This window comes from Bacillus sp. FSL R5-0443 (assembly GCF_038608285.1).
Classification (GTDB): domain Bacteria; phylum Bacillota; class Bacilli; order Bacillales; family Bacillaceae; genus Bacillus; species Bacillus velezensis.
In genome coordinates, this window is the sequence record NZ_CP152013.1 from 217,187 (window position 1) to 243,086 (window position 25,900).

Below are 25,900 nucleotides of genomic sequence, written 5' to 3' on the forward strand. Positions count from 1 at the left end.
CCATATCGAGTACGAAAGTGAATAGAAAACAAGGATCGCCAAGAGTAGAATAAGTGCAGATATGACACAAGGAGTGCTGCACGAATGCTCGAATTAACGGATTTGACAAAGAAGTACGGCGATTTTACCGCTGTCAATCATATATCACTGCGCGTCGAAAAAGGAGAGATATTCGGTCTCCTGGGACCAAACGGCGCTGGTAAATCAACAACGGTGTCGATGATCAGCACCGTGCTCCCGCCGACGGGCGGAACAATCTGCATTGACGGAACCTCATTACAGGAGCAGCCTGCGGCCATAAAAAAAGTGATGGGAGTCGTCCCGCAGGAAATCGCTTTATATCAAGCGTTAAGCGCAAAGGATAATTTGGCTTTTTTCGGGAGTCTGTACGGACTTTCCGGTAAGGAACTTTGTAAACGGGTTGATGAAGTGCTGGACATCATCGAATTAAAGGAACAGCGACATCAAAGGATATCTGAGTTTTCAGGCGGCATGAAAAGACGGGTGAATATCGGAGCCGCGCTAATGAATGAACCGAAACTATTCATTTTAGATGAACCGACCGTCGGAATTGATCCGCAATCCAGACACCATATTCTTGAAACCGTGAAGACGTTAAATCAAGAAAAAGGGATGACCGTCATCTATACGAGTCATTACATGGAAGAGGTCGAATACCTCTGTGAAAAAGCGGCGATCATGGATCACGGCTCAATCATTGCCTGCGGGACGAAAGACGAATTGAAGCAGTCAGCCAAAGCCTCTGATACCCTGATCGTGAATGCAGAGGGTCTGAATGATGATGCCGTTAAAAAAATTCGCCGCATTCCCGGTGTTGCCGAGGCTGCTGTCAGCCAGCAGACCATTACGATGCTCGTCTCTGCGGCAGATCGCAATATCCTTGATATTGCGGATGATATCAGGAAGACCGGTATCACCATTAAGGGCATTCATTTCGAGGAAGCCAATCTGGAAAGCATTTTCCTCCGGCTCACCGGCAAAACGCTGCGGGATTCATAGGGGGCGTCATGAAAATATTATTCAGGCTGATCTTATTAGATTTTCGGTTATTGGCCGGAGCAAAGTCTTTCTATATAAAACTGATTCTGTTTCCGGCACTGATGATTTTTATTTTAGGAACGGTTTTTCACGGCGATTCGAAAGTGAAGCCATTTCAGACCGCGTTTTATAATGCGGATCACGCGCAGAGTTCTTTGGGCGACGTATTAAAGAATGACGTGCTGAAACAAACTGATCTCATCCGTGTAAAAGACATAGGCAGTTACCAAGAAGGGAAACAGCTTGTCGAAAGCGGTAAAGTCTCCGTTTTTGTATACGTGCCGAAAGGCTTTGCAAAAGCGGCAGAACACAATGAAAAAACAAGTATCAAAGTTATCTCGGACCAACAAGGCTCTGTAAACGGAGACATTGTGGAAATGATGGCCGATTCGTTTGTCACCAGAGTAAAAGCGGAGATCAGTGAAGAAAAAGCGGTGCTGAAGCAGTCGGGACATCTGTCAAAGGGAGATGCCCGCAAAATCATCAGCGGCCTTTCGGGTGAACAGGCTGTCACCATTCCGAAACAGTCGGCCGGCAATCATGCGGCTCCGATTGATGCGATGCAGTATTTTTCAATCGCAATGGTCGTCATGTTCTCCATTATGACCGCGTTTGCGCTCATTCACGGGATAGTGGAAGAGAGACAGCAGCACACGTTATTCAGAATCAAATCAATGCCTGTTTTACGTATCCAGTATGTGGCGGGTAAGCTTTTGGGAATCATGCTTGCCATCCTTATGCAAATGGCTGCCGTCATCATCGCAAGCAGCATCTTGTATCAGGTAAAATGGGGCAATTTGTTTGAAATATTGCTGGTTACGATTGTTTATTCATTTGCGATCGGCAGTATCGTGCTTCTTTGGGGGTTTACTGCAAAAAACCACGAGACCGTCTCAAGCATGGCGGCTCCCATTTTATACGGATTCAGTTTTTTAGGCGGAAGCTTTATCGCAAAAGACGGCTTGCCTGACAGTTTGAAAATCATCCAGGAACTGATACCGAACGGCAAAGCGATCAACAGCTATGTCAGTGTCACGCAGCATGCCGGTCTGAGCGGTATTTCGACGGATTTGGCAGAGCTTGCCGCCATTGGCGCCGTGTTTTTATGTTTGACCATCTGGGTGTTTAAACGGAAGGAGGCTGTTTCATGACGCAGCTGTTATTCATGATCAGACATCAGCTGAAACTGATGCTGCAAAATCGGGCTGCCATCTTTGCGACGATTTCCGCCCCGCTCCTTCTCACATATTTCTTTTCCTTTTCTGCGGATGGCAGTCAGCAGAAGGAAGTATATGTAGCTGATGAGGATCAGAGCGCCTATTCAGCGCAATTTATGAAAATGATTCAGAAAGCCGGCCATATAAAATTCACGAAGGTCACGGAGGACGTATTAAAAACAAAGGTTCATCATCAGGATATATCCTTTGGATTGCTGATCGGCTCTCATTTTGAAGAGACATTATTTTCCGGAGATGAATTGAACGTTTCATTTATTCAGAATGAAGAAAAGGGTGATGCTGTTTTGACAGAGCAGCTGATTGCGCAGCAGGCGGGCGCGCTGAAAAAAATAGTCCGCGATGCAAAAGTGATATCCCGCACGCTGCACACCGACGGGAAGCAGGCGGCAGCTGATCTCTTGAAGGATATTCAGGGTCATTCCACCGTCAATGTTGACCGCCATCACGTTTATGAAGGCGGACAGGCAGCCGACAGACTTATCGGATTTTTAGTGATGTTTATCTGGTTCGTTGCAGTCCAAAGCCTGCGATCATTTATAGATGAACAAGAAAATCATACATATGACAGATTGCTGAGCACACCCGTTTCCTATACGGCATATGCAATCTCTAAGTTTGCGGCGGCGTATCTTTTCGGACTTCTCCATATTATCGTAATCCTCGCTGCCGGAACATTCATGCTGCATATCCGTTTTGCTGATCATGTTTTTGCTGCGGGAGCGGTGCTTGCGGCCTGCTCGTTTGCGCTGACTGCTGTAACGATGGCCGTGATACCGTTCATGAAGAGCCAAAAGCAATTCACGTCGCTTGCTTCGGTTTTTATAGCTGTCACGGGTTTATTGGGAGGGGCTTTCTTCACATTAGACGCGGCTCCAGAGTACATGCAGATGCTGTCGTTGTTTACTCCTGAAAAATGGGCGATCGGCGCGTTTCAACACAATGGCGGAGGCAGCATGCAGATAGTGCCGCTGAGCCTGTTTCTTGCTGCCGGTGCAGCGTCATTGGTCTTATCACTTTATATGATAAACCGTCATATGAAAAAAAACGGTTAGAAGGGTGGCTGCTTTGTATATGGCAGAAATGATCGGAATCATAGAATTGCTCGCGGGAGCCGCAATGAACGTATGGATCGGGAGGCTCGGAAAAACTTTTTTCGGTAAAGATGACAGAAGTTCGAGAGTCATGTTAAGAATCTGCGGCATCTTTCTCATGATCAACGGTGTTTCAAGAGCGTTTCATATCTAGTTCACAAAGTGTTCCGGACTCTTTTATAAAATGTAATCTTTTTCCTTGTAAATCGTGTAAAATAGTATAGGATTCTACGAAAAGAATAAGAGGGGGAAGAAACATGAAAAAGAGACTCGTTATGCTATTCGCGGCGGCCGCCGCTGTTTTGTTGCTTGTGAGCGGGTTGTGGGCTCCATCAGCGTCTGCGGCGCCGGCTCCTGCTTTAACACAAATCCGTATTATCGGTGTGACGTCTGACGGTCAGAGTTACCAATGGGAAAATATCGGGCCGAACCAAATCAGCGCATCAAAACCGATGAAGGGTACAACGGGTTATTTAGCCGTATATTTCCAAGGGTATCCGAACAATAACACGATCCAGGCATTTAACAACGGAACGAATATTACAAATCTTACGTCAAAAGCGCTGGAAGATGAATATACGAAAAACGGCAATATCGTTACAGGCTACATTAAATATTACAGTGTTCCTCTTTCTTATGTCAGTTCAGGAACGTTCTCTTTCTCCGCAACGGGGCTGAACGGGCCGTACACGCCGTTAAGCAGCGGATTTTTCTCCATTCAGGTACAGAGTTAAAACAGCCGCCCGGTGCTTTCATGTATAGTTTTTCTCTCTTTCCGGGAAGCTATTCCTATAGAAAAGGGAGGGCTTACATGATGGACAGGACACTCGGATATTTGCGCGAGTCGCTTTCGAACCACTTGGAGCATGACGTGTGCCGAGGGATTTATAAAAAGCTTCAGGCGAAGCATTATGCAAATGAGGGCGAGTTTGTGAAAGATCTAAATGATTTGGAAATGGATGCGCTGAATCAGGTGCTTGAAAAGGAAATCAAATATGCTGAGAACGAGCAGGATGAGAAGCGCACGATGGAATTGAATGAAGTATATGAGCTCCTGTTTTAAAAAGCCTCCCGGCGGTCGGGAGGCTTTTTATTGTTTCGGAAACAGTTTACAGAATCATCCAACCCTTTGTATAATGGATAGTTGTGAAAAACACAGACGGAGGAGAAACATGAACGACGAAAAAAAACAGACGGTTCTTGAGTTGTCATCGGTTGAAATAGCTTTGGTTTTTCTGGTGCCGCCATTATTGGGGCTGGTCATCGGATGGTTTCTGCCGGTCATTGCGAAGTGGGCCGTAACATTGGATTGGCTGCCTTTTCACGGGCCGCTGGACATTATCGCTTCTTTTCACGGATGGAAGGCTGCGGCTGCAACCGCCGTTATCGGCTTAATCGGGGGAGTGTGGCTGACGCGGGCAGCTTTTAAAGAAACTCTTGTGGCAGTCGTGACGGATAGCGAGGTGTCCTTAACCATATATAATGAAGAAAGCGTGTTTTCGAAAGACAGCATTTCCGGTGTGTTTACGGATGAAAAGCATCTTGTCTTATTGGGGACTGAAGGGCAGGAGCTTTTTCGGGAGAAGCTTGAGCCCGCGGTTGAAAAAGCGGCTGATGCGTTTCGCGCGTATGGGTATGTCTGGCTGGGGACGGAAGATCCTTTTAAAGAAGAATACAAACGGTGGGTGCCGGACACGCCGGATTTGGAGCCAGGGGCAAATGCTCTTTTAAAAGCGAGAGAAAAGGCGCTGAAAGAGGAGGAAAAGGCTGATGCGAAAGAGCTGAAAGCGGAAATATCCAAACTGGGCATTACTGTGCGGGAGAAAGGATCGCGCCAATATTGGCGGATCTATCAAACGCCGTCTGCATAAAAAAAGCTGCCGCCGTTTGATACGGCCGGGCAGCCCGGGAACAGATTATTTCTTCTTGTCATCATAATATTGAACCGGGTACATGGAGCCTTCGGATACCATTTTGTTATCTTCAATATCTTCGGGATGCGGGTTGCCTGCTTTGTTGACGGGGAATGATTCAATATCCTGCTTCCCGGAGAGCGATGTTTTCATATTGCGGATAAAGCTCATCACCTTTTGGCGGTTTGATTTATCTTTGAGCAGGTAGGAAGTCACTCCGACAGTCGACACGGCAAGTCCTGAAATGAGCAGTTTTTGTTTCACGATAAAAACTCCTTTCTATTTCTGGCTTGCAGTAGTTATTCCCGCTTAACGGCTGTTTAAACATCGGAAGGGTAATTTTGGCTTTCTGCTTTAATGCGATAAAGATTGACAAAACTATTTTCAGAATAATATTATAAATATATGATAGCGCTGGAGTCATATTTTAATTGAAAGGTGTTAACTTTATGAATCAATTACATCGCAGAATGGGAACGTTTGCACTCATGATGGTCGGACTTGGGTCGATGATTGGCTCCGGTTGGTTATTCGGGGCGTGGCGGGCGGCTCAGATTGCGGGACCTGCCGCAATTATTTCCTGGATTATCGGTATGATCGTTATTTTGTTTATCGCACTTTCTTATAGTGAATTGGGTTCAATGTTCCCGGAAGCCGGGGGAATGGTAAAATATACTCAATATTCTCATGGATCATTTATTGGATTTATCGCAGGATGGGCAAACTGGATTGCGATTGTTTCCGTTATTCCGGTGGAAGCGGTTGCGTCTGTTCAATACATGAGCTCATGGCCGTGGGAATGGGCAAAATGGACAAGCAATCTCGTTCACAACGGCACTCTTACGGGAGAGGGGCTCGGCTTCGCATCCGTATTACTGATTATTTACTTTTTACTGAATTATTGGACAGTTAACTTATTTTCAAAAGCGAATTCATTGATTACCATCTTTAAAATCATTATTCCGGGGCTGACAATCGGAGCGCTGCTGTTTACCGGTTTTCACGGCGGAAACTTCACATCCGGTTCAAGCATTGCGCCGAACGGCTGGGCAAGCGTGCTGACGGCGGTGGCCACATCAGGTATCGTATTTGCGTTTAACGGGTTTCAAAGCCCGATTAATATGGCCGGAGAAGCAAAAAATCCCGGCAAATCGATTCCGATTGCGGTTGTCGGTTCGCTGCTGGTCGCAACCGTCATTTACGTCCTATTGCAAATCGCATTTATCGGTGCGGTTGAACCTTCCATGATCGTTCACGGCTGGAGTCACCTGAACTTCAACTCTCCATTTGCCGATTTGGCGATCGCATTGAATATCAACTGGCTTGTCATTATTCTTTATGCGGATGCGTTCGTATCTCCGTCAGGAACGGGTATCACTTATACCGCTACGACGTCACGCATGATTTACGGCATGGAAAAAAATAAATATATGCCGAGCATTTTCGGGAAGCTTCATCCGCTGTACGGCGTGCCGCGCCAAGCGATGATTTTCAACCTGATCGTATCGTTTATCTTTCTGTTTTTATTCAGAGGATGGGGCGTGCTTGCTGAAATCATTTCCGTTGCGACGCTGATTTCTTATATCACGGGTCCCGTGACGGTGATGACGCTGCGGCGGACGGCGGCGGATTTGTACCGGCCTCTCCGTCTGAAAGGCCTCAGCGTGGTTGCACCGCTCGGCTTCGTGTTCGCGTCTCTCGTGCTGTATTGGGCGCGCTGGCCGTTAACAGGGCAGGTGCTGTTTATCATTTTGATCGGCCTTCCGATTTATTTCTATTACCAAGCGAAAGCGAAGTGGAAAGGATTCCGCAGAAACTTTAAAGGCGGCGTCTGGATGGTTGTCTATCTGCTCAGCATGATGGTCATTTCATGGCTCGGAAGTGAAAAATTCGGCGGTCTGAACATCATTCCGTACGGCTGGGATATGGGGCTGATCGCAATCGTTGCCCTTGCCTTCTATGCGTGGGCGCTGAAGAGCGGATTCAAGACTGAGTATTTGAAAGACGCCAAAGCAATCAACGATCAATTAAAAGGCGGACAGGCGGAAGCCGCTGCCGGAAAAGAATAATGATTAATAAAAACCTTGCGGGAACGTTCCCGCAAGGTTTTTTGATCGGGCAAAAAAACATGGGTTCGGCATCATCCCCGAACCCATGCTGGCTCGATACAGACGTGACGATGAATGAGAAAGCCTAACGACAGGCAACCAAGGACAGTATTCTATTTTTCTCATGATTTCTCCACCTTATCAATAACTGTCTTCCATACTAAAGAATGAATCTAAAAGATATGTTGGGCAACTATTAATCTTTTATGTTTCTTCTTCTCCATGCTTCATCTTTTTCCTGTACTCCAAAGTCAAAGTTTTAGAGACAAAACAAATAATTAACCATAGAATAAATACAGTACGTAAGTTGAGATTACAATAATTGTATAATAAATTAAAATATAGGAGAATAAATAAATAGCAGGAGGTAATAAGTATGAAAACGCGAAAATTAGGACTGGGCGTCTACCCAAGAGACATCAGAGATTCCGATTATACAAAAACTATTAAAACATTTTGATGAATTATTTTCACTCCCTAAGTTTATTTAGGGAGTCATATTATTTTAAGGAGAGAGATTATATTTGAACAAGATTAAGTGGCTTATTATAATTGCGGTCATAGTATTAATAGGTATATTTATATGTATTGGAACTTTTAAATATACTAATTCAGTTTCTAATGTTAAACAAACTGAAAAAGAAAAGGAAAAGTATTTCTTGAATGATAAAATTGCAGCTATATATTATTCAGCTACAATAGATTATCCTAAAGATGGGAGTTATACTGTATACATTGATGAAAAAGGAGCAGCAACAGCTGTAAAAGGAGATGCTATTGAGGTTGGAACCATTGCACAAGATGAAAAAAACATAGTTAGACAGGACAAAAAAGAAGTTTATATGATAGGCGATAACTTTAAAAAATTCCCGATGCAACATCAAGTACATACAAGTTATGGGCAGTCATCAGGCCATTTAAGAAAAGAAAATATCTTTTATTTTTTGAATAATCAAGGAGTCGGTGAAAACCATTATAATAGTTTAATCAGATGGGGTAACGGCAGTGGATTTCATGAAAAGATTATTCCGGGTTTCTATACAAGTACTGGTAATGACGGTGAATATATTTACGTGATAAATGAAGATTCTTCAATTAAAACACCGACTTTTCAGGGTATTAAAATAGATAAAGATAAAGTTACAGTAGGGAAAGGAACAACAATTCCTATATTAAATGAAGAAAATTGGAGTGTTTATTCACAAATAATAGTTAAAAAAAGCTCAGCCTTTTTTATACTATATAACCAAACGGATAAATCAAACAAAGTACAATTCAAAGTAGCAGAAATTGATTTAAAGCATAAAAAGTTTAAAGGGGCATATCCTTTAGGCAGTTATCATATCCCTGATGAAATTTCTCAACTGGCAATTCCTCTTTCCACTAATAACTTTTTTGTGAAAAATGACACTTTATATCATTTGGCAGCTAATTCAATACTTTATACTTTCGATCTGAAAAGTATGAAGCCGGGAAAAAAAATCCCGTTAAATAGGTCGACAAAATTTGAAAACCAAGCAAAATTCACTTATTTTGACGAGTCTGAAATTTTCTTGTTAGAAATAAGCAAGGGTGGGTAATATGTGATTAATTCTTACTCTTATAAAAACGGAAAAAAATTAAAATCTACTCCTGTCAGAGGACTTGAAAAAATTATTAACAATACCCATGTTTCTGAATATGACTTTTTTATGATTAAGAAAAACAAAGAAGTATGGAGTGATTAGATACATTTTTTAAATCGCTAGACAGCTGAGTGAGTATATTTAAAGGGAAATTAAATTCACAAAGGAGAATAATAATGGATGAGCTAGATCTTGCTTTTGGTATTTTACCACTTTCTATTATCGTCTTATCGATTATATTCACTTATATTTTCAAAAAAGTCTATATAATGCCGCTTGTCAGTATAGTTGTTTCAGTCATATTAATGTTCACTGTTTTTAATCTATCCTTCTGGGGATGGGTGGTTGTCTATGGTTTAGTATCACTTGTATTATCGTCTATTACAAATAGTATAAGAAAGAAACTAGATAATAGAAATAAATAATTATATTCCTTTGTTTAAAAAGGTATCACAAGTAATTCATCATTACAGTGATATCTTTTTACAATTAAGGTGAGTCTCAGCCTTTTAATAATATGCTCCGCCCGCTACATAACCCATGATGGCGTTTGCATTATCGGGCAAAAAAATGGGTTCGGCATCATCCCCGAACCCATGCTGGCTTTATGATTTGTATTCTTTTTTAACCTTTTGGAATATATCCGCATAGTTGGTAAACACACCGGTTACGCCCCAATTCAGCAGACGGCGCATGTCCGCCTCGCTGTTTACGGTGTAAGGATGAAGCAGAAGGCCGTGGCTGCGAATGTTTCGGACATTTTGAGCGTTCAGCGCTTTGTAATCCGGTCCGATTCCGACGGCATATGTTTTAATGTCCGTTAAATCTGCGTCAGTCATTGACGTCATCTGTTCCGCTTCAAGCAATTGGACAGCGGGAAGTTTCGGATCGAGCTGTTTGATTTTCAGAAGGCTGTCCCTGCTGAAAGACTGAATGATAACTTGTCCAAGTTTCGCATGCTTACCTGCCAATTTGTATTTTTTCAGTGAAGCGATCAGTTTTTCTTCCATACCCGGATATGTTTCGGGCGCCTTTGTTTCAATATAATAGTTTGCATGTCTGCCGAACCGTTTTAACACGTCATCAAGTGTGGGAACGCGAAGTCCGGCGTATTGCGGTTTTGCTTTTTCCGGGTAGGCCTTATTGAACCAATAGCCGGCGTCGAGCTTTTGAATCTCGGCTAATGTATGATCCTTCACCCAGCCTTGTCCGTTTGTGGTGCGGTCCAGTTTTTCATCATGCATGACGATCAGCTTGCCGTCTTTTGTCATTTGTAAATCCAGCTCAATATAGTCAGCCTTCATTTTTTGCGCAGTTTCATAAGAAAGGATCGTGTGCTCCGGGACATACCCCGAAGCACCGCGATGGGCAATGGTCAAAATTCTGTCAGGAGACAAGAGGTTTCCTTTTCCCGCTGCCGATACAGGCGTGACGATGAATGACAATAAACCGAATGAAAGCAATACCAAAGCAAACAATTTATGTTTCCGCATGTTTTCTTCCCCCTTAAAAATCAATATCTGTCTCTAGTGTAGAAAATCGTTGTAAATGCTGTACTGCAAAAATATTAATCTTTTATGTTGTTTTCTTACACATGCTCCGCCCGCTTGCCCGTATTCCACGTCATAGCCAAGAAGACGATGGACAGCACGCATGAGGAGATAAGCATGATAAAGCCGCCGTTCCAGTCAAAGCGGTCTACGACATAACCCATGATGGCGTTGGCGAAAGCAGAGCCTCCGATGTAGCCGAAAAACCCGGTTAAGCCGGCTGCCGTTCCCGCCGCTTTTTTAGGCGCAAGGTCAATGGCCTGAAGCCCGATCAGCATGACAGGTCCATAGATTAAGAAGCCGATGCTGATCAGCGCGATATTATCGATGAGCGGATGACCGGCAGGGTTAAGCCAGTAGACCAATACAGCGATAAATACGCCGGCCATGAACAGTACGCCTGCCGGCGCGCGGCGGCTTTTGAAAAACCGGTCGCTGATCCAGCCGCACAAAATCGTTCCCGGAATTCCCGCATATTCATAAAGGAAATAAGACCATCTGGAATCTTCAGGAGAGAACCCTTTCGCTTCCGTCAAATAGGTCGGCGCCCAGTCAACGACACCGTACCGCACGAAATAAACAAAGACATTGGCAAATGCGATATACCACAGAAACTTATTATTGAGCACGTATTTGAAAAGAATTTCTTTGGTCGTCATCTCTTTTTCCTGGTCTTTGAACGCATGTTTCGGATAGTCATTCCGGTATTCTTCAATCGGCGGAAGCCCGCAGGATTGCGGCGTGTCCCGAACGAGAAGAACAATCACAAATGAAATGACGATGGCGATAATCGCCGGAAAGAAAAACACGCTTTTCCAAGTAACAAACATGGCGATGCCGAGAGTCACGAGCGGGGCGAGAATACCTCCGCCTATGTTATGGGCGACATTCCATATCGACATTTTCGTGCCGCGTTCACTGATGGAAAACCAATGAGCCATCGTCCGTCCGCAAGGCGGCCAGCCCATTCCTTGAAACCACCCGTTAATAAACATAAAAATAAACATAATCGTCACGCTTGACGTGACCCACGGCATGGAAACAAATAAAATGTTTACGACACCTGACAAAAACAGACCCGTCGCAAGGAAATATCTCGGGTTGCAGCGGTCAGACACCATCCCCATAATAAATTTACTGAAGCCGTAAGCGATTGATACGGCCGCAAGCACCAAGCCAAGTTCCCCTTTTGAAAACCCTTGTTCCTGAAAATAAGGAATAGCGAAGGCAAAGTTTTTGCGAAGCAAATAATACCCGGCATACCCGATGAAAATCCCCAAAAATACTTGCAGCCTGAGCCGCTTATAGGCCGCATCCGTCTTTGAATCATCCAATCTCTCAATATGCGGAGCCGGCTTAAACAATTGAAACATCATATCCTCCCCTTTGCTGAACGTCTATCATGATGTATGTATGACTCCTTTCCTTGAAAATGACAAAAAGAACCAGAAATCACCCTTGTGAAAGGGCGGGGTTTCCTGGTTCTCCTCATCTCCATCCAAAAATCATTAACTTGTGTATGATAGCGCTTTCTTAAATTATCATAGTCTGACGTGAATGTAAACGCTTTAAGGAAAGTTTTCATTTTTTTGAATAAATAACCGGAGGGAAAATCAGCCGGAGCGCGAAAGATTTGAAGTACTCGATTTTGTACTCAGGCATAAGATGTGTTAGGCCGGACTAAGAAAAGCGAAGGGAGTGCATCTGTTGATTGATGAATTGGATTTTGCGTTCGGTGTTCTGCCGCTTTGTATCATCATCTTGTCAGTCGCCGGAACGTACCTGTTTAAAAACGCGTTCATTATGCCGGCTGCCGCTTTGGCCGTTTGCCTTATATGCACCTTTACCGTATTGAATTTCTCGTTTATCGGGTGGGCCGTTGTGTATACGCTTGTCTCTTTCGCGTTATCGCATATTACGATGGTGGTGATCAGCCAAAATAAAAAATAGGATCGGCGGCAGCCGATCCAGCTATCATAAGCAGAGATGCGCTCTCTGCTTTGTTTTATTTATGAATGTGCAGGAATTCCTTGATGACCGCGGTCTGTTCTTCTTTCGGATAGCTTCTGTACAGATGGCTGGTTAAGCGGACGGGGTCACCGAAGAAGTACCGCTCATATTGTGTCTGTCTTGTTCCGAAGGGGCTCATGGTCAAATCCCATGCGAGGCGGAACACTTTTACCCGGTCCTCAGCGTTCAATTCGGCCGCCTGCAAATATTGGTCAAGGTCTCCTCTGATGTCAGAACGGAACGCTTTTTCAGTCGGCAAAGTCACCATTCCGCTTGCCCCGATCAGCTGAATGATTTCCGTGAAGCGCGGGTAGATGTCGGGAAAAATCGCGCTGACCACACGAAGCGGAGTGACACTCGGACGCATATAACCCCATTCATCTGTTTCCGCATCATTCTCCGACTTTTCCAAAAGGGCTTTCATCGTTTCCAGACTGGTGATGATTTCAGCCATCTTAGCCTGAATATGCTGATATTCGCCCACATCTATCGCTTCGACAAGCGTTTGGGCGAGGCCCAGGAGAAACTCCGTCTTTACAATTTGTCTCGTGATAACTTGATGAAATGCGAAGGCGTTAAAAGAGCTTTTCATATTAAAATCAAAAGCCGCCTCGTAATTATTATAAAAAAATACGCGTTCCCAAGGGACCAAAACGTGATCAAATACAACGATAGAATCCATTTCTTCATATCTTGAGCTGAGCGGATAATCAAACGATGATTTTCCGAGTACGAAAGATTCCCTGCAGATGAATTTTACTCCCTTTGTATTGGAAGGGATTGAAAAAGCGAACGCTTCATCCGATTCAAAATACATTTTAGGCAGAGAAACCACGAGCACTTCATCCGTCAGGCCGCCTTGTGTGGCTAAAATCCGGGCGCCGTGTATGATGAGGCCTTTTTCATTTTTATCGACGACTTTTGCCGAGATAGGTGTCGGCGATACGTTTACACCCATTTGTGAACGATTCACCTGAGGGGTGATAAACGTGTGCGTAAAAGAAAGATCCTGTGCAGCAGCGCGTTCGTACAGCGCTTGAACATGTTCCGGAAAACAATGATCGCGGTCTTTCAAAAGCGCGGCGGAGGAGGCGAAGCTCATCAGCACGGTATTCATATAATCCGGGCTTCGTCCCATCATTCCGTGCGTGTGTCTGGCCCAATGTTCGAACATGTTTCTTCTTCTTTTTACGTCTTCTTTCGTTTTCGGCTGCAGGTATGAAAGCCCGGCCCGTTCTTTTTTACCGGGAAGACTGTAAGTCATTTGATCTTTCATGTCCGGTTTCGTTTGCAAATCATAAAGAGAGCGCTTCGTTTCCAGAAGGCCCTTAAATGCGGGATGTTCAGAAATCTGTCCCTCGATCTTTTCACCATCAAGCCAAATCTCATTTCCAAGCTGATTTAATCGGTCAATGAACATTTTGCCATTAATGATACCCATCATGTCGCCCTTCTTTCTTTGCAGATCCACTACCTCATTATATTGAAAACGAAATTGGGTGTTCCGGTTTTTTCCAAAGGGGAAGAGCCTTTTTGATAAGGGGGGTGAAGGGATTGCATAATAAAAAAACCCCTTAAGCAGAGGGGTTTTTAACTGATCATGTCTTTGTATCGTTGTTCGAGGACAAAGTCTATCATTCCGGTGATACGGGTGTTTTCAGATTTTTGTCTGAAACGGTCAGACACTTGGATTTTTCTTGAAAACGGAAATACAGCAATAATCCAAACAAGGCCGGCCAGGCCGAAAACCATCTGCAGAGCCATTTCAATCAAATCATTAAAATGAGTGCTGAAAAAAAAGATATATAACGTGATGAATGTAACTGTACATACGATTTTGACAGTATGTTGGAAGGTGAGGGGCGGTTCAGTGAAACACATTTTCATTTGATTCAGTGTGAGCGAATCTTGTTTCATTAAGTATGTAAGCAGTTCTTTGTCATTTTGACTTCGCGGAATCAAATCGGTTTCTATTTTTTGAACGGTTTCCTTGTATGTCTGCATATCAATCTTCATGCGAATCCTCCTTTAGAAATAACTCCAAGAATACTCATTGAGCATTCCTGGAGCAAGGAGCTGCCTGTTCAATTATAGAAATAGTGATAAAACCGTGCTGAACAAGGCTGCAGCTCCTCCTAATTCAGGTGCTAAAACGACTAAAGCACCGATCCCTACAATAACAATAATTCCTGCGCCTGCAATAGCCATGGTATTCACGACAGAATCCCAATCCGGAGAGTACACTTCTTCGGAATCCGGCAACCTGAAGCTCTTTTGTTTTATTTTAAATGTAATGGTAGTTGTTAGTCCAGTTGTAGCACTGTCACCGACCGGAATATCAGGTGTATAAATTTTAAATTGAATATTCAGCGATCCCGCAGCCGGATTGACATACACTTCTAAATAACCGTTGCGGACTGACAAGCTCAGACTGTTAAGCAGGTTTTGATAGGAATCAATTTGTGATGCTGTAAAAGAGACTTGTGAATCCCCCATCAGACCGGTAATATAAGCTCCCGGTTTGCCATTTGTAATGGTAACTGTGTTGGGAGAACCTTCGCTTGGCACTGTTGCCAAAAGTGAAGTAGATAAAAGAATATCCATTTCAGGTGATGCATAAATGGTTTCTGTCTTGTCGAATTCAAACATGGCATTCGCAAGATTCGATATATTTTCTAAAGCAGGAATGGTTGTTAAAATATCCGTCAGTGTGCGCAGTCTTGCATCATACACAGGATCAGAAGGCGGATGGACGCTGCTTACACCCGAGTCTTTTCCGGAGTATCCGTCTTTGTCAATGGCGACTTTTCCCGCTCCGCTTCCGATTGATCCTTCATAAAATTGATCAAAAGCCCAGTTTTTCGGCATCGGGTATCCGAGGTTGCCGCTGAATCCGGTCGACATGTTAGCCGTAAAGCTATATTTGGTCAGACCTGCTTCTGACGTCCGGATACAAATGTTTCTCGGTCCGTATACCCCGATTTCATATTTCGGCGCAGTTGAGAACGCCTGCATTTTCATAAAAGCTGACTTGATTTCTTGAAAGTAAGGGATGATTTTATCTGTGACTTCATAATCATACGCATCGAAATCGACCGCAAAGTAAATGGTCGTTCCTGACGGAAAACCTAATCTTCGGGCGGCTGATGCAGCGCTGTACGCATCTCTCGTTCCTTGGTCTTTTACAAAATAAGAAGATTCATAGCCGCCGTCCTGATAAATCGGAAACACGCTTAAGCCGGCATTGAAAATCGTGGAAAGTTCTTTTGACGTTAACGCTTTCGATGTCAGTCCGCTGCTTGTCCGCACATTCCCGGTCAGATATCTTCCCACGATCTTATAGCCATTCTCACGCAAAGTTTTAGCCGTATCTGCCGTCAAAATGGCAGCGGTGTCACAAGCTGAAGCAGCCCGCGTTGTGTCGCCTGAGCTTGATAATAAAGCTTTAATCGTCGGCATGTCCGCATAACCGGTCTGCGGCAGGCACATAAACTTTTGGAAAGCTTTCACTGCCGATACAACTCCGACGCCGTATTTTCCGTCGAATTCACCGGGATCAAACGCTTCCCCATTACAGTAAAGCGCGTATTGGACAATCAAGACAAAGCCTGTCCGTGAATCGCCGGGAGTCAAGGTAGGGCATAAGCTGGTCGTTCCGTTCCCGAAAAATCCATTGGCGACGCTTGTGCTCATGCCTTCTTCTTTTTGCAGAGCATAAATGAGAGCCTTGTTTGTATCGCGGGCATATAAGCCGTCACAAGGCATCAAGCCGATGTAGTCATTGTAATCCCGGTTCAGGTTCTGCTGGATTTGGCGGATTCTTTTGTCGCCTCCCGCTACTAACCGAAAAGCGCTCATATCCAGCAAGGCTTTCATAATGAGTGCCGTGACGATGCCGTCTTGCTTAGTGAGCCCGGCCGCTTTTTGAAACTCTTTTACAGCCCTTTCGGTATTTTCATAGAAAACGCCTGAAAATCCGCCGGGGTTAAAACCTTTACACCACAGCGCCCCTTGCAGAATGTAATTCATGTTTGTCGGCTTAGAATCGGGAGCCTGCTTTTTCAACGGCTTAAACAATCTTTGTGTCGTCGGTCCGAAGTTATCGGCAGGTTCTGAAATACCAAGCTCAATTTGAAGCGCCCGTGTCAGACCGTAAATGGTATCCCAGCCCGTTTTTCCGTTTTCCGGCACTTTGTTGTACCCGTGTCTGCCTTTGTACGTCTCATTCAGCCATTGTTGTGTTTCCAGGACCATTTCGTCCATTGCAATCCCTCCATTATGTGTATTGTGCGTTCATTCATAGGTGGCAAACGTATGACAGTTTGTCATGGGTGCAGGGGTTTATCCAAGGAGAGCCCCATCACAGCAGCAGAACAAACGCCGAAAGAGAGGCATTGATAGGAAAAGACCTCGCTATGACAATTGATACAAAAACAACAAAATGAATAGCGGTTTAAAGTAACTTTATCACTTAATCAAAAATGACAAGAATCATAAGTAGTAGTCATATAGTCATTTTAAGGGCTGTTCACATCTCCTCCTGCGGTCAAAATGGTTAGTTGGACGGATTTATGATTGGCTATATTGTCATTAACATAAATAGGGTAAATAGTTACAGGAAGGAAGGATTTTCTCGATGAAAAGCAAAAAGATTTTTAAGTCGCTCATCATTATTTTTACTCTTTTAATCAGCGGAATTGGTTTTATGGGTTTTTCTTCTCCGCAAAAAGCAGAGGCTAAAGACTGGCTTCATACTTATAAAAGCGGGTATTTCACTAACTATGTGATCAATACATATCACCCTAAATTCACTAAAACGACAAAAAAGTACACCTTGAGAGCCGTGACTTTTAAATCCAACAGTAAAGGGAAGGGCACGTATAAAATATACGTCCAAAAGCAAGTCAACGGCAAAGGTGCCTGGAAAACAATCAAAACCGCCAATGCAAAGAAAAATGGAACGACTTATTTTGAAACACCTTCGTTGAAAAAAGGGGATTCATACAGATTTAAATTGGTCAATCAGGGTTCGAAAAAACGTGTCAATTATAGTGCAAGATGGATTGTATTCGCTTCATAATGCTGATCTTCCGGTCTATAAAGTTTTAGCTGCTGCAGCTGCGGCAGCTTTTTATTTTGTCCGGAGCTCAACCGCCAGGGAGCCCGCACCTGTCTATTCGGACGTGCGTTTGTATTTCACCGCATCATTCTGGATTATGCGGGAAGGTACATCGCTTCAATGATAAGCCAATCCCGGGTTCTTTTGATTCGTTTGAAAATGTTCTGATATAAAAAAGGCGTGCCGCGGTGTAAAATGGCTATATTGATAAATATGGAGGTTGAGATGGATCAAGATTATATGACTGAGCTTGTCTCAGTCCAGCTGAAGAAAATCCGGTCGGAGAGAGGCTACACACAGGAGAAAATGGCGGATGTGATCGGCCTTTCTAAAAAGTCGCTGGTGCAGATTGAGAAAGGGCGGGCGCTTGCGGAATGGCCGCATGTTGTGGCGGTTTGCGCGCTTTTCAGATCAAGTGAAACACTGCAATCCGTATTAGGAGATGATCCGCTGGAGGTCATTGAAACGGTTGCTCACCGCACAATTGACAGGCCGAAGGGGAAGACGATGGGCGGCAAGGTGTGGTGGAAAGCCATCGAGAAAAAAGGCGAGTTCCGCTTGCAGCAGCATTTGATTTCCCACCATTACCGCATCCTTGATTCTTATGATGATCTGTGGTTCAGCAGTTTTGAAAAGGCAGAGGCTTTGGAGCGGCTTGATGAGCTGTTTTTGGAGGCGGAAGAAGCGAAGCGCTGAGCACCTCCGGTTGATGTATTTTCTGACAAGTGGGAAAATATATATAAATTCCAGCCAAAGGAGAGATTCGAATGAAGCCTGAAGATATCGTCCGAAGCGGCCCGAATCAGTACATATGCAAGGAAGGAATCGCAAAAGAACTTCCGGGGCTGCTGGAGACATTCAGAAAACCCGTTATTGTGACCGGAATCAAATCCTATCAGGCGTTCTCCGATTACAGCGGCGGTTCTTCCTGGGATGTGATTCAGCATAAAGGATACTGTTCACCTGAGGCGGTGCGTAAGGTCTGTGAGCAGGCGGAAGACGCGGATGTGATCATCGGTATCGGAGGCGGCACGATATTGGATTTGGCAAAAGCGGCGGCAGACCGGCTTGATATTGAAGCTGTGATGGTTCCTTCCATTGCGGGGACGTGTGCGGCAAGTACGCCGTTGAGTGTCATATATGATGAGAGCGGCAATTTTATCAGAGTTGATTATCATAAGCGTTCAAGCTATTTGACGCTTGTTGATCCGCTGTTTTTGCTTTCCTCTCCCATTGAATATATGAAAAGCGGGATCGGTGATACGCTGGCGAAATGGTATGAGGCCGAGGCGGTCATCAGAAATACGGAGGAGGCGGCGCCGCTGATGGCGCAGGCGGGGCTGAGACAGGCGGAATATATCCGTAATCTGTTATTGCGTTACAGTGAAGCGGCCGTCGGAAGCATGGAGAAAGGCGAGCTGTCCGTGCCGTTCATCCATACGGCGGAAACGATCATTATGCTTGCGGGAACGGTCGGCGGGTATGGCGGCCGTTTGTGCAGGATGGCAGGGGCGCATGCGGTCCACAACGGACTCAGTTTTCTTCAGGAGACACATCAGGTGCTGCATGGCCAGAAGGTTGCTTACGGCATATTGGTGCAGCTCGCGCTTGAGAATCGGAGACCTGAGATTGAAGAGCTGCTTCCGTTTTACCGCCGGCTCGGTTTCCCCGTCAGTCTCTGTGATCTCGGCATCCTTGACAACCATGAGGAAGCCAAGCGCCGCATTGCTTCTCACGCCTGCCGGGCGGAAGAATCGTTATGCTTAATGGGGCAATATCGCGAGAAGGACGTGTCAGCTGCGATTGAATCGCTCGAATCAGCGCAAAAGACAGGATAGAGCTTGTCATCTATCTTGTCTTTATTTTTTGAATATTTCCGTTATAATGAGTGGGGTATAGAAAGGGAGGGGCCAAAGGACATGTATCAGGCGAAGAAGATGTTGTTATTAGGATCAGGCGAGCTGGGGAAAGAAGTCGTCATTGAAGCGCAGCGGCTCGGGGTTGTCACTGTAGCCGTTGACAGCTATGAGCATGCTCCCGCCATGCAGGCCGCGCACAAAAGCTATGTGATTGATATGCTTGATAAAGCGCAGGTCAGAGAAGTCATTGAGAAAGAAAAACCGGACTTGATCGTGCCGGAAGTGGAAGCCATTGCGACGGATGAGCTGCTGAAGCTTGAGGAAGAAGGTTTTCACGTCATTCCGAATGCGCGTGCGGCAAAGCTGACGATGGACCGTGAAGGCATCAGACGGCTTGCGGCAGAGACGCTTCATCTTCCGACTGCCGGCTATGAATTCGCGAATACATATGAAGAATTTAAAGAAGCGGCGGAAACAATCGGCTTTCCGTGCGTGGTAAAACCGCTGATGAGCTCTTCCGGAAAAGGGCAAAGCGTGTGCCGCTCGGCTTCCGGGCTGAAAAGCTGCTGGGACATGGCGATGGAAGGCGGCCGGGTGAAAAACGGCCGGGTCATCGTTGAGGAATTCATTCCGTTTGAATCAGAAATCACTCTTCTGACAGTGCGCGCGGCGAACGGTACGTCCTTTTGCGCGCCGATCGGACATGAACAAAAAGACGGTGACTATATTGAATCATGGCAGCCTCATCATATGACGGAACAGCAGATCAAAGAGGCGAAACACATTGCGAAAAGCATAACGGACGAGCTCGGCGGATACGGTTTGTTCGGGGTGGAGCTTTTCCTTACTGAAGATAAAGTATATTTCAGCGAGGTGTCCCCCCGTCCGCATGATACGGGGCTCGTTACGCTTGTAACGCAAAATTTGTCAGAGTTTGCGCTGCATGTCCGCGCGGTATTGGGATTCCCGATTCCGGAAATCACTCAGCTGTCGCCGGGGGCAAGCCGTCCGCTGAAGGCGCCAAAAGAGCTTGCTGATTATGCGGTTGAAGGTTTGGAAAAGGCTTTGGGGGTAAAAAGCACTCAGGTCCGCGTATTCGGTAAACCCGTCACGAAAGTTGGACGCCGTATGGCGGTTGCGCTTTCTGCAGCTGAGACCGTTGAAGAGGCCAGAGAAAGAGCGGCCGAAGCACTCAGTCATTTATCAATTACATAAAATGATCTTAAAAGGCGTTTTTACCGTAATGGTAAGGCGCCTTTTTTGTTTGGCAGACTATATACTGGAAAACGGGGTTGTGAGATAATGTATGAGGCCGTTTTGTGCCGGCTTTTTAATTCATGAAACTTTTTATGTCCGCAATCGTTATATGTAATGTTCTCATTTCACGGAGAAGGAAATAACAATACATCATACGGCTTTTCATTCATCAAGAACGGACAATCCGGATCGCGGCATGGAATATTTAAGCAGGGTAATCCGGAATAGAGGAATCCATGATTGCTTACCTTAATATGAACGGCGAAAAAACAAAAATCACCAGATTAGATTGTTCAAATAACACCAAATGCTGTATAATAAAAGAATTTGAATGATAGCATTGAAAGAATTTCATTTTATGTTTCCGTAAAATGGAGCCTTTATGCATACGCAGTCCGATTTGATATGGTTTTAATTGGAGGTTTGTGTAAACTGTGAATTATATACCTAGTATGATTACAATTGGAAATTTTATTTGCGGGCTCTTATCGATTCATTCCCTTTTGTATCATAATATACACTCTGCGGTGATTTTTATTTTCACCGGGATGTTTCTTGATTTCTTTGATGGTTTGGCCGCCCGTAAGCTGAACGCGGTATCGGAGATGGGAAGGGAGCTTGACTCTTTTGCTGATCTCGTGACGTTCGGCGTTGCGCCGTCCATGCTCGCTTACAGTGTTTCACTATATACGATTCCGTTCATCGGAATTTTAATCGCGCTTTCCTACAGTATCTGCGGGATGATCCGTCTTTCCAGATTTAATATTGAACAAAGCAAGCTGCCGACGTTTATCGGGATGCCGATTCCGTTTGCGGGTATGTGTCTTGTCATTTTGAGCTTTATCAATAACGCTTTTCTTCTGGGGGCGGGAACGATCGCGCTCGGTTATTTAATGGTCAGCAACATTAAATTTCCGCACTTTAAAAAACAGGCGCCTGAAAACCTGGAGAGCAGAAGATGGAATTAGTTCAGCAATTAATATCCGATTACGGATATATCGCGATTTTTCTTATGCTGACACTCGGTATTATCGGATTGCCTATTCCGGATGAAGTCATGATGACGCTTGTAGGCTACTTCGCTCATTTAAACGTGCTGAATTACGGGCTCTCCATTCTGATCAGCTTTATCGGAGCGCTCCTGGGGATGATTATCAGCTACTTCATCGGCAGAAAAGCCGGCCGGCCGTTTATTAATAAGTTCGGGAAATGGGTCGGCCTGAAGGAAAAGAGGATGGAGAAAGTAGACAGGTGGATGAAGAAGTACGGGCCGTACACCATTATTTTAGGTTATTTCATCCCCGGCATCAGACACGTGACCTGCTACTTTTCCGGAATCGGCAGAATGGAATTCAAAACCTACTTATGCTTCGCCGCCATCGGAGCGTTTTTATGGTGTTTTATTTTTATTACTATAGGAAAATTCATAGGAGTAATCAATGTTTAATACTGCCGCTAAAGTTCTTTACCGTTCATTGATTGAACTGACTAATAATCGATTGACGTCTTATCTCATTAAAAACTTCTGTGAATCGAAACTGAGCAAGCCGATGATTCCGCTGTTTTCCAAACACTATCGCATCAACTGGAATGAAACGGAGCGCACGGCTTCTGACTTTGATTCACTGGCGTCATTTTTCATTCGTGATATTAATTTGAATCTCCGCCCCGTGGCAAAAGAGAAGAACGCCATCGTCAGCCCGGTGGACGGTGTCGTTCAGACGGTTGGCATGATTAAACCTAATCAAACTTTCATGGTAAAAGGGAAGGATTATTCGTTCGCCGAACTGACGGGGTTTAAAAGCGCCGATCACAAGTATAACGGCGGGTGTTTTGCCGTGCTTTACCTGAGCCCGAGACATTACCACCGCTTCCATTCTCCCGTCAGCTGCACGTATCAGAAGCTGGCCGAGCTGGGGAAACGCTCCTATCCCGTTAATACGATGGGGTTGAAGTACGGGAAAGATGTGCTCTCAAAAAATTACCGTTATGTGTACGAGCTGACCCGTGCTGACCAGCAGATGCTCATGATTCCGGTAGGTGCGATGAATATTAACTCGATCGTTCAGACAAACACCGGAAACAGGCTTGAGACGGGAGAAGAGCTGGGCTATTTTTCATTTGGATCGACCGTTATTTTAGTATTCGAGAAAGATATGTTTACCCCTTCGGATAACCTGACTGAAGGCCGTGAATTACAGGTCGGCCAGATCATCGGTTATGCGGAGTCACAGGAGGAGGCGTCCGCTTTATAAAAGCTGCTCCTCTTTTTTATATGGTGTAAGGAAGTGAACATTATGGAAGAAAAGGATTTGGCAAAGCTGATAGAACAGTACCAGCATACAGGGGATCAGCAAATTCTTGAAGCCGTGCGGGACGCATGCCGGCCTGTCGTTGAGGCGCTCATCTCAGAACTGGCTGAAGACAGCGCCGATCTTTTGCGGGCAAAAGGCCGTGACCGTTTTCCGTTTATTATCGGCAAGTATCAGACCGCGGCCGGCCTTTCGCTTGAGACCTTTTTGCGCAATACGTATCGGTTTTATTTTCAGCAGGTTTTAAAAGGCGAAGCGTGACTGGAAGAAAGAGTACGGACGGAAATGTTCATCTTTCGCCTGTTTTCCTGTATGATATAGTAGAGTGTGCGATCATTAATATAATTGAACAGGGTGTATAAATCATGGAAAAACAATATAGAGTTTTACTTTATTATAAATATGTAAAGATTGATGAGCCTGAGGAGTTCACGGCTCAGCATTTGAAGTTTTGTAAGGAGCTCGGTCTGTTAGGCCGTATTTTGATTTCTGAGGAAGGCATTAACGGTACGGTGTCCGGAACGGTTGAACAGACGGAACAATACATGAATGCGCTGAAAGCTGATCCGCGCTTTGCCGACATGCCGATCAAAATTGACGAGGCTGACGGACATGCATTCCGCAAAATGTTTGTGCGCCATAAAAAAGAATTGGTGACGCTTCGTCTCGAAGATGATGTTGATCCGAATGTCACGACGGGCAAGCATTTGAAACCGAAAGACTTTTATGAGCAAATGCAGGATCCTGACACGATCGTGATCGACGCCAGAAACGACTATGAGTATGACCTCGGTCATTTCCGCGGAGCGGTCAGACCTGATATTGAGGCGTTCCGTGAGCTGCCGGACTGGATTGAAGAGCACAAAGACATGCTTGAAGGCAAAAAAATCCTCACGTACTGCACAGGCGGCGTACGCTGTGAAAAATTTTCCGGCTGGCTGCTGAAGAAGGGCTTTGAAGACGTGTCCCAGCTTGACGGCGGTATCGTCACTTACGGTAAAGATCCTGAAGTGAAAGGGCAACTGTGGGACGGACAGTGCTACGTGTTTGACGAAAGAATCAGCGTACCGGTCAACCGTGTAGAGCACGTTATCATCGGAAAAGATTATTTCACGGGCGAGCCGTGCGAGCGTTATGTGAACTGCGCAAATCCGGAATGTAATAAAAAAATGATCTGCACACCTGAGAATGAATACAAATACATGCGCAGCTGCAGTCACGAATGCCGTACGAACGAACGCAACATGTATGTGAAAGAGCACGAAATGACTCAGGAAGAAATCAATGAACGCCTTGCTTTGATTGAACAAGAGGATCATGCGGCGATTGATTGATAGAAAAGACCACCAATAAGGTGGTCTTTTTTGTGTTTACATACTTTCTGTCCGGGCGGTCTGGTCTGCCGTGACGGGTCCTTTATATTTGAATGCTTTTTCCCACTTGGACACGACGATGCAGGCGACCGCATGGCCGGGCACGTTAACGCCGGTTCTCGCCATGTCCATGACGCGGTCGACACCGGCAATGATGGCGACGCCTTCCGCGGGGAGACCGACGGCATTCGCTGTCGCCAGAAGCACGACGAGTGAGCCTGACGGGACGGCGGCAATGCCTTTGCTTGTCATGACGAGCACAAGCATCATCAGAAGCTGCTGAGAAAGCGGCATCTCCACATGAAACGCCTGAGCCAGAAAAATACAGGACACCGATAAATAGAGGCTTGAGCCGTCACAGTTCAGCGATAAACCTGACGGAACCACAAAGGAGACGACCCGCTTCGGACAGCCGTATTTCTCCATCCGATCCATCAGCTGAGGCAGAATGGTTTCTGTGCTTGTCGTGGAGAAAGCGATCAAAAACAGATCCCAAATCATTTTCAGCACTTCAAAGTACTTGATTTTAAAGATAAGCCCCACGATCGGAAACAGAACGAAGAGTATCAGGAACAGCCCGAGGAACACAGTGCCGATCAGCTTCAGCATCGGAAGCAAAAGCGCGATTCCGAATTGCCCGACAGAGGCGGCCATCAGGGCGAGAACGCCGATCGGAGCGGTGACCATTACCATTTGCGTCAGCTTGAACATAATATTTGCCGTGGATTCGAAGAAACTCATGACAGGTGCGGAGGCTTTGCCGATGCCGGCTGCGGCAACACCGAATAAAATCGCGAAAAAAATGACGGCGAGAAGATCGTTTTTCGCCATGACGTCAATGATGTTAACGGGGATAATATCAAGAAGCATTTGTTTCAGGTCGACTACTTTTTCCGTATAGCCGGAAAGCTCGTGAATATCTTTTTTAGCAAGATGAGAGAGGTTAAGTCCGACTCCCGGCTTCAGCACGTTCGCCAATAACAGGCCGAGCGCCAGAACAAGCGTCGTAATCACTTCAAACCAAATAATCGTTTTGATGCCGAGACTGCCCATCTTTTTCATACTGCCGCTGCCGGCGGCTCCGATAACAATGGTCGAAAACACAATCGGCACGACAATCATTTTAATCAGGCGGATAAATCCGTCTCCGACGGGCCGCAGCGCCATCCCGAAATCCGGGAAGAAGTGGCCGATCAATGCTCCGATGGCTAAAGCGATCAAAATCTGGAATGCGATAAATTTTTTCAAGCGAATCCCCCTTTTACTTGCGCATTTCTTACGTAATTCGTGAAGCAGTCGGCAACCACCTTCCTATTCGCCATAAATTTGTCACATGATTGACTGTGCGAAAGAAAGGATTGCTTTACATTATGTAAGCGCAATCAT

The 25,900-nt window shown here is 45.2% G+C and carries 29 protein-coding genes; 22 read left to right on the top strand and 7 right to left on the bottom strand.

What is annotated here, in order from left to right; all coding sequences use genetic code 11:
- Positions 1-84: 84 nt before the first annotated feature.
- The 7 genes from NYE28_RS01225 to NYE28_RS01255 all read left to right on the top strand — a co-directional run bounded on the left by NYE28_RS01225 (position 85) and on the right by NYE28_RS01255 (position 5,259).
- Positions 85-1,020: an ABC transporter ATP-binding protein gene (locus NYE28_RS01225; protein WP_220006938.1), complete on the top strand. Its 936-nt coding sequence runs from the start codon at positions 85-87 to the stop codon at positions 1,018-1,020.
- An 8-nt stretch (positions 1,021-1,028) separates the two neighbouring features.
- Positions 1,029-2,210 carry an ABC transporter permease gene (locus NYE28_RS01230; RefSeq protein ID WP_342490255.1) on the top strand — a complete coding sequence of 394 codons (1,182 nt, stop codon included), beginning with the start codon at positions 1,029-1,031 and terminating at the stop codon, positions 2,208-2,210.
- Entirely contained in the window at positions 2,207-3,349 is a 1,143-nt protein-coding gene (locus NYE28_RS01235) for an ABC transporter permease (RefSeq protein ID WP_337681212.1), read from the top strand. The genes NYE28_RS01230 and NYE28_RS01235 overlap by 4 nt, the downstream gene beginning before the upstream one ends.
- 13 nt (positions 3,350-3,362) lie before the next feature.
- Positions 3,363-3,542 (top strand): hypothetical protein, encoded by a 180-nt coding sequence (locus NYE28_RS01240; protein WP_059366490.1) that lies wholly within the window; start codon positions 3,363-3,365, stop codon positions 3,540-3,542.
- 103 nt (positions 3,543-3,645) lie between these two features.
- Positions 3,646-4,122 (top strand): DUF4879 domain-containing protein, encoded by a 477-nt coding sequence (locus NYE28_RS01245; protein ID WP_007408988.1) that lies wholly within the window; start codon positions 3,646-3,648, stop codon positions 4,120-4,122.
- Positions 4,123-4,202: 80 nt separating this feature from the next.
- Entirely contained in the window at positions 4,203-4,451 is a 249-nt protein-coding gene (locus NYE28_RS01250) for a sigma-G-dependent sporulation-specific acid-soluble spore protein CsgA (RefSeq protein ID WP_038460644.1), read from the top strand.
- 109 nt (positions 4,452-4,560) lie between these two features.
- Entirely contained in the window at positions 4,561-5,259 is a 699-nt protein-coding gene (locus tag NYE28_RS01255; protein ID WP_337681213.1) for a DUF308 domain-containing protein, read from the top strand.
- A 45-nt stretch (positions 5,260-5,304) separates the two neighbouring features.
- Here the strand turns inward: NYE28_RS01255 and NYE28_RS01260 are convergent, their stop codons facing one another.
- Complete coding sequence (locus tag NYE28_RS01260; RefSeq protein ID WP_025284161.1) at positions 5,305-5,565, bottom strand: hypothetical protein; 261 nt, start codon at positions 5,563-5,565, stop codon at positions 5,305-5,307.
- Positions 5,566-5,750: 185 nt separating this feature from the next.
- Between NYE28_RS01260 and NYE28_RS01265 the strand changes: the two genes are divergently transcribed.
- From NYE28_RS01265 to NYE28_RS01285, 5 genes are all read left to right on the top strand, one after another.
- On the top strand, positions 5,751-7,370 hold the full coding sequence (locus NYE28_RS01265) for an APC family permease (protein ID WP_015239073.1): 1,620 nt from the start codon (positions 5,751-5,753) through the stop codon (positions 7,368-7,370).
- A complete protein-coding gene (locus NYE28_RS01270; protein ID WP_277424704.1) occupies positions 7,370-7,498 on the top strand; it encodes a hypothetical protein in 129 nt (42 codons plus the stop codon). Before NYE28_RS01265 ends, NYE28_RS01270 begins: the two co-directional genes overlap by 1 nt.
- A gap of 435 nt (positions 7,499-7,933) precedes the next feature.
- Complete coding sequence (locus tag NYE28_RS01275; RefSeq protein WP_342490256.1) at positions 7,934-8,989, top strand: hypothetical protein; 1,056 nt, start codon at positions 7,934-7,936, stop codon at positions 8,987-8,989.
- A 3-nt stretch (positions 8,990-8,992) separates the two neighbouring features.
- Positions 8,993-9,136, top strand: coding sequence for a hypothetical protein (locus tag NYE28_RS01280; protein ID WP_342490257.1), 144 nt, complete (start codon positions 8,993-8,995; stop codon positions 9,134-9,136).
- Positions 9,137-9,210: 74 nt separating this feature from the next.
- Complete coding sequence (locus NYE28_RS01285; protein WP_041482172.1) at positions 9,211-9,459, top strand: DUF2651 family protein; 249 nt, start codon at positions 9,211-9,213, stop codon at positions 9,457-9,459.
- Between the two features lie 180 nt (positions 9,460-9,639).
- Here NYE28_RS01285 and NYE28_RS01290 read toward each other — a convergent pair whose 3' ends face one another.
- Entirely contained in the window at positions 9,640-10,527 is an 888-nt protein-coding gene (locus NYE28_RS01290; RefSeq protein WP_337681215.1) for a glycerophosphodiester phosphodiesterase, read from the bottom strand.
- A 95-nt stretch (positions 10,528-10,622) separates the two neighbouring features.
- Complete coding sequence (glpT, locus tag NYE28_RS01295) at positions 10,623-11,957, bottom strand: glycerol-3-phosphate transporter (RefSeq protein ID WP_003156725.1); 1,335 nt, start codon at positions 11,955-11,957, stop codon at positions 10,623-10,625.
- Between the two features lie 334 nt (positions 11,958-12,291).
- Between glpT and NYE28_RS01300 the strand changes: the two genes are divergently transcribed.
- Entirely contained in the window at positions 12,292-12,534 is a 243-nt protein-coding gene (locus NYE28_RS01300; RefSeq protein ID WP_007408994.1) for a DUF2651 family protein, read from the top strand.
- A gap of 55 nt (positions 12,535-12,589) precedes the next feature.
- On the opposite strand, the gene hpaB is transcribed toward NYE28_RS01300, so the two are convergent.
- From hpaB to NYE28_RS01315, 3 genes are all read right to left on the bottom strand, one after another.
- Positions 12,590-14,035: a 4-hydroxyphenylacetate 3-monooxygenase, oxygenase component gene (gene hpaB / locus NYE28_RS01305; protein ID WP_342490258.1), complete on the bottom strand. Its 1,446-nt coding sequence runs from the start codon at positions 14,033-14,035 to the stop codon at positions 12,590-12,592.
- 149 nt (positions 14,036-14,184) lie between these two features.
- Positions 14,185-14,610 (bottom strand): hypothetical protein, encoded by a 426-nt coding sequence (locus NYE28_RS01310; RefSeq protein ID WP_023356680.1) that lies wholly within the window; start codon positions 14,608-14,610, stop codon positions 14,185-14,187.
- Between the two features lie 72 nt (positions 14,611-14,682).
- Entirely contained in the window at positions 14,683-16,857 is a 2,175-nt protein-coding gene (locus NYE28_RS01315) for a glycoside hydrolase domain-containing protein (protein ID WP_337681216.1), read from the bottom strand.
- A 373-nt stretch (positions 16,858-17,230) separates the two neighbouring features.
- On the opposite strand from NYE28_RS01315, the gene NYE28_RS01320 reads away from it, so the two are divergent.
- The 9 genes from NYE28_RS01320 to NYE28_RS01360 all read left to right on the top strand — a co-directional run bounded on the left by NYE28_RS01320 (position 17,231) and on the right by NYE28_RS01360 (position 24,475).
- Positions 17,231-17,674 carry a hypothetical protein gene (locus tag NYE28_RS01320; protein WP_025284165.1) on the top strand — a complete coding sequence of 148 codons (444 nt, stop codon included), beginning with the start codon at positions 17,231-17,233 and terminating at the stop codon, positions 17,672-17,674.
- A gap of 264 nt (positions 17,675-17,938) precedes the next feature.
- Positions 17,939-18,409 carry a helix-turn-helix domain-containing protein gene (locus tag NYE28_RS01325; RefSeq protein ID WP_003156718.1) on the top strand — a complete coding sequence of 157 codons (471 nt, stop codon included), beginning with the start codon at positions 17,939-17,941 and terminating at the stop codon, positions 18,407-18,409.
- Positions 18,410-18,480: 71 nt separating this feature from the next.
- The gene (locus tag NYE28_RS01330) at positions 18,481-19,551 is read left to right on the top strand and encodes an iron-containing alcohol dehydrogenase family protein (protein ID WP_061581726.1); all 1,071 of its coding nucleotides are present in this window, start codon (positions 18,481-18,483) and stop codon (positions 19,549-19,551) included.
- Positions 19,552-19,632: 81 nt separating this feature from the next.
- Complete coding sequence (gene purT, locus NYE28_RS01335; RefSeq protein ID WP_032870218.1) at positions 19,633-20,787, top strand: phosphoribosylglycinamide formyltransferase 2; 1,155 nt, start codon at positions 19,633-19,635, stop codon at positions 20,785-20,787.
- 476 nt (positions 20,788-21,263) lie between these two features.
- The gene (gene pssA / locus NYE28_RS01340) at positions 21,264-21,797 is read left to right on the top strand and encodes a CDP-diacylglycerol--serine O-phosphatidyltransferase (protein WP_007409002.1); all 534 of its coding nucleotides are present in this window, start codon (positions 21,264-21,266) and stop codon (positions 21,795-21,797) included.
- Complete coding sequence (locus NYE28_RS01345; protein ID WP_003156711.1) at positions 21,788-22,276, top strand: DedA family protein; 489 nt, start codon at positions 21,788-21,790, stop codon at positions 22,274-22,276. Before pssA ends, NYE28_RS01345 begins: the two co-directional genes overlap by 10 nt.
- Positions 22,269-23,084, top strand: coding sequence for a phosphatidylserine decarboxylase (locus NYE28_RS01350; protein ID WP_007409003.1), 816 nt, complete (start codon positions 22,269-22,271; stop codon positions 23,082-23,084). Before NYE28_RS01345 ends, NYE28_RS01350 begins: the two co-directional genes overlap by 8 nt.
- A gap of 42 nt (positions 23,085-23,126) precedes the next feature.
- On the top strand, positions 23,127-23,402 hold the full coding sequence (locus NYE28_RS01355; RefSeq protein ID WP_007409004.1) for a hypothetical protein: 276 nt from the start codon (positions 23,127-23,129) through the stop codon (positions 23,400-23,402).
- 104 nt (positions 23,403-23,506) lie between these two features.
- A complete protein-coding gene (locus tag NYE28_RS01360; RefSeq protein WP_025284170.1) occupies positions 23,507-24,475 on the top strand; it encodes a rhodanese-related sulfurtransferase in 969 nt (322 codons plus the stop codon).
- A 36-nt stretch (positions 24,476-24,511) separates the two neighbouring features.
- Here the strand turns inward: NYE28_RS01360 and gltP are convergent, their stop codons facing one another.
- Positions 24,512-25,762 (bottom strand): glutamate-aspartate/proton symporter GltP, encoded by a 1,251-nt coding sequence (gene gltP, locus NYE28_RS01365; protein ID WP_007409006.1) that lies wholly within the window; start codon positions 25,760-25,762, stop codon positions 24,512-24,514.
- Positions 25,763-25,900 lie beyond the last annotated feature (138 nt).

What these genes read in the sequence shown, in the direction of transcription:
- NYE28_RS01285 (WP_041482172.1), top strand. Translation starts at nt 9,211, where the DNA reads ATGGATGAGCTAGATCTTGCTTTTGGTATTTTACCACTTTCTATTATC.
- NYE28_RS01235 (WP_337681212.1), top strand. Translation starts at nt 2,207, where the DNA reads ATGACGCAGCTGTTATTCATGATCAGACATCAGCTGAAACTGATGCTG.
- hpaB (WP_342490258.1), bottom strand. Translation starts at nt 14,035, where the DNA reads ATGGGTATCATTAATGGCAAAATGTTCATTGACCGATTAAATCAGCTT.
- NYE28_RS01255 (WP_337681213.1), top strand. Translation starts at nt 4,561, where the DNA reads ATGAACGACGAAAAAAAACAGACGGTTCTTGAGTTGTCATCGGTTGAA.
- NYE28_RS01330 (WP_061581726.1), top strand. Translation starts at nt 18,481, where the DNA reads ATGAAGCCTGAAGATATCGTCCGAAGCGGCCCGAATCAGTACATATGC.
- NYE28_RS01350 (WP_007409003.1), top strand. Translation starts at nt 22,269, where the DNA reads ATGTTTAATACTGCCGCTAAAGTTCTTTACCGTTCATTGATTGAACTG.
- NYE28_RS01325 (WP_003156718.1), top strand. Translation starts at nt 17,939, where the DNA reads ATGGATCAAGATTATATGACTGAGCTTGTCTCAGTCCAGCTGAAGAAA.
- NYE28_RS01245 (WP_007408988.1), top strand. Translation starts at nt 3,646, where the DNA reads ATGAAAAAGAGACTCGTTATGCTATTCGCGGCGGCCGCCGCTGTTTTG.
- NYE28_RS01230 (WP_342490255.1), top strand. Translation starts at nt 1,029, where the DNA reads ATGAAAATATTATTCAGGCTGATCTTATTAGATTTTCGGTTATTGGCC.
- NYE28_RS01360 (WP_025284170.1), top strand. Translation starts at nt 23,507, where the DNA reads ATGGAAAAACAATATAGAGTTTTACTTTATTATAAATATGTAAAGATT.
- NYE28_RS01290 (WP_337681215.1), bottom strand. Translation starts at nt 10,527, where the DNA reads ATGCGGAAACATAAATTGTTTGCTTTGGTATTGCTTTCATTCGGTTTA.
- NYE28_RS01265 (WP_015239073.1), top strand. Translation starts at nt 5,751, where the DNA reads ATGAATCAATTACATCGCAGAATGGGAACGTTTGCACTCATGATGGTC.
- NYE28_RS01355 (WP_007409004.1), top strand. Translation starts at nt 23,127, where the DNA reads ATGGAAGAAAAGGATTTGGCAAAGCTGATAGAACAGTACCAGCATACA.
- NYE28_RS01225 (WP_220006938.1), top strand. Translation starts at nt 85, where the DNA reads ATGCTCGAATTAACGGATTTGACAAAGAAGTACGGCGATTTTACCGCT.
- NYE28_RS01250 (WP_038460644.1), top strand. Translation starts at nt 4,203, where the DNA reads ATGGACAGGACACTCGGATATTTGCGCGAGTCGCTTTCGAACCACTTG.
- NYE28_RS01310 (WP_023356680.1), bottom strand. Translation starts at nt 14,610, where the DNA reads ATGAAGATTGATATGCAGACATACAAGGAAACCGTTCAAAAAATAGAA.
- NYE28_RS01345 (WP_003156711.1), top strand. Translation starts at nt 21,788, where the DNA reads ATGGAATTAGTTCAGCAATTAATATCCGATTACGGATATATCGCGATT.
- purT (WP_032870218.1), top strand. Translation starts at nt 19,633, where the DNA reads ATGTATCAGGCGAAGAAGATGTTGTTATTAGGATCAGGCGAGCTGGGG.
- NYE28_RS01315 (WP_337681216.1), bottom strand. Translation starts at nt 16,857, where the DNA reads ATGGACGAAATGGTCCTGGAAACACAACAATGGCTGAATGAGACGTAC.
- glpT (WP_003156725.1), bottom strand. Translation starts at nt 11,957, where the DNA reads ATGTTTCAATTGTTTAAGCCGGCTCCGCATATTGAGAGATTGGATGAT.
- NYE28_RS01320 (WP_025284165.1), top strand. Translation starts at nt 17,231, where the DNA reads ATGAAAAGCAAAAAGATTTTTAAGTCGCTCATCATTATTTTTACTCTT.
- NYE28_RS01270 (WP_277424704.1), top strand. Translation starts at nt 7,370, where the DNA reads ATGATTAATAAAAACCTTGCGGGAACGTTCCCGCAAGGTTTTTTGATC.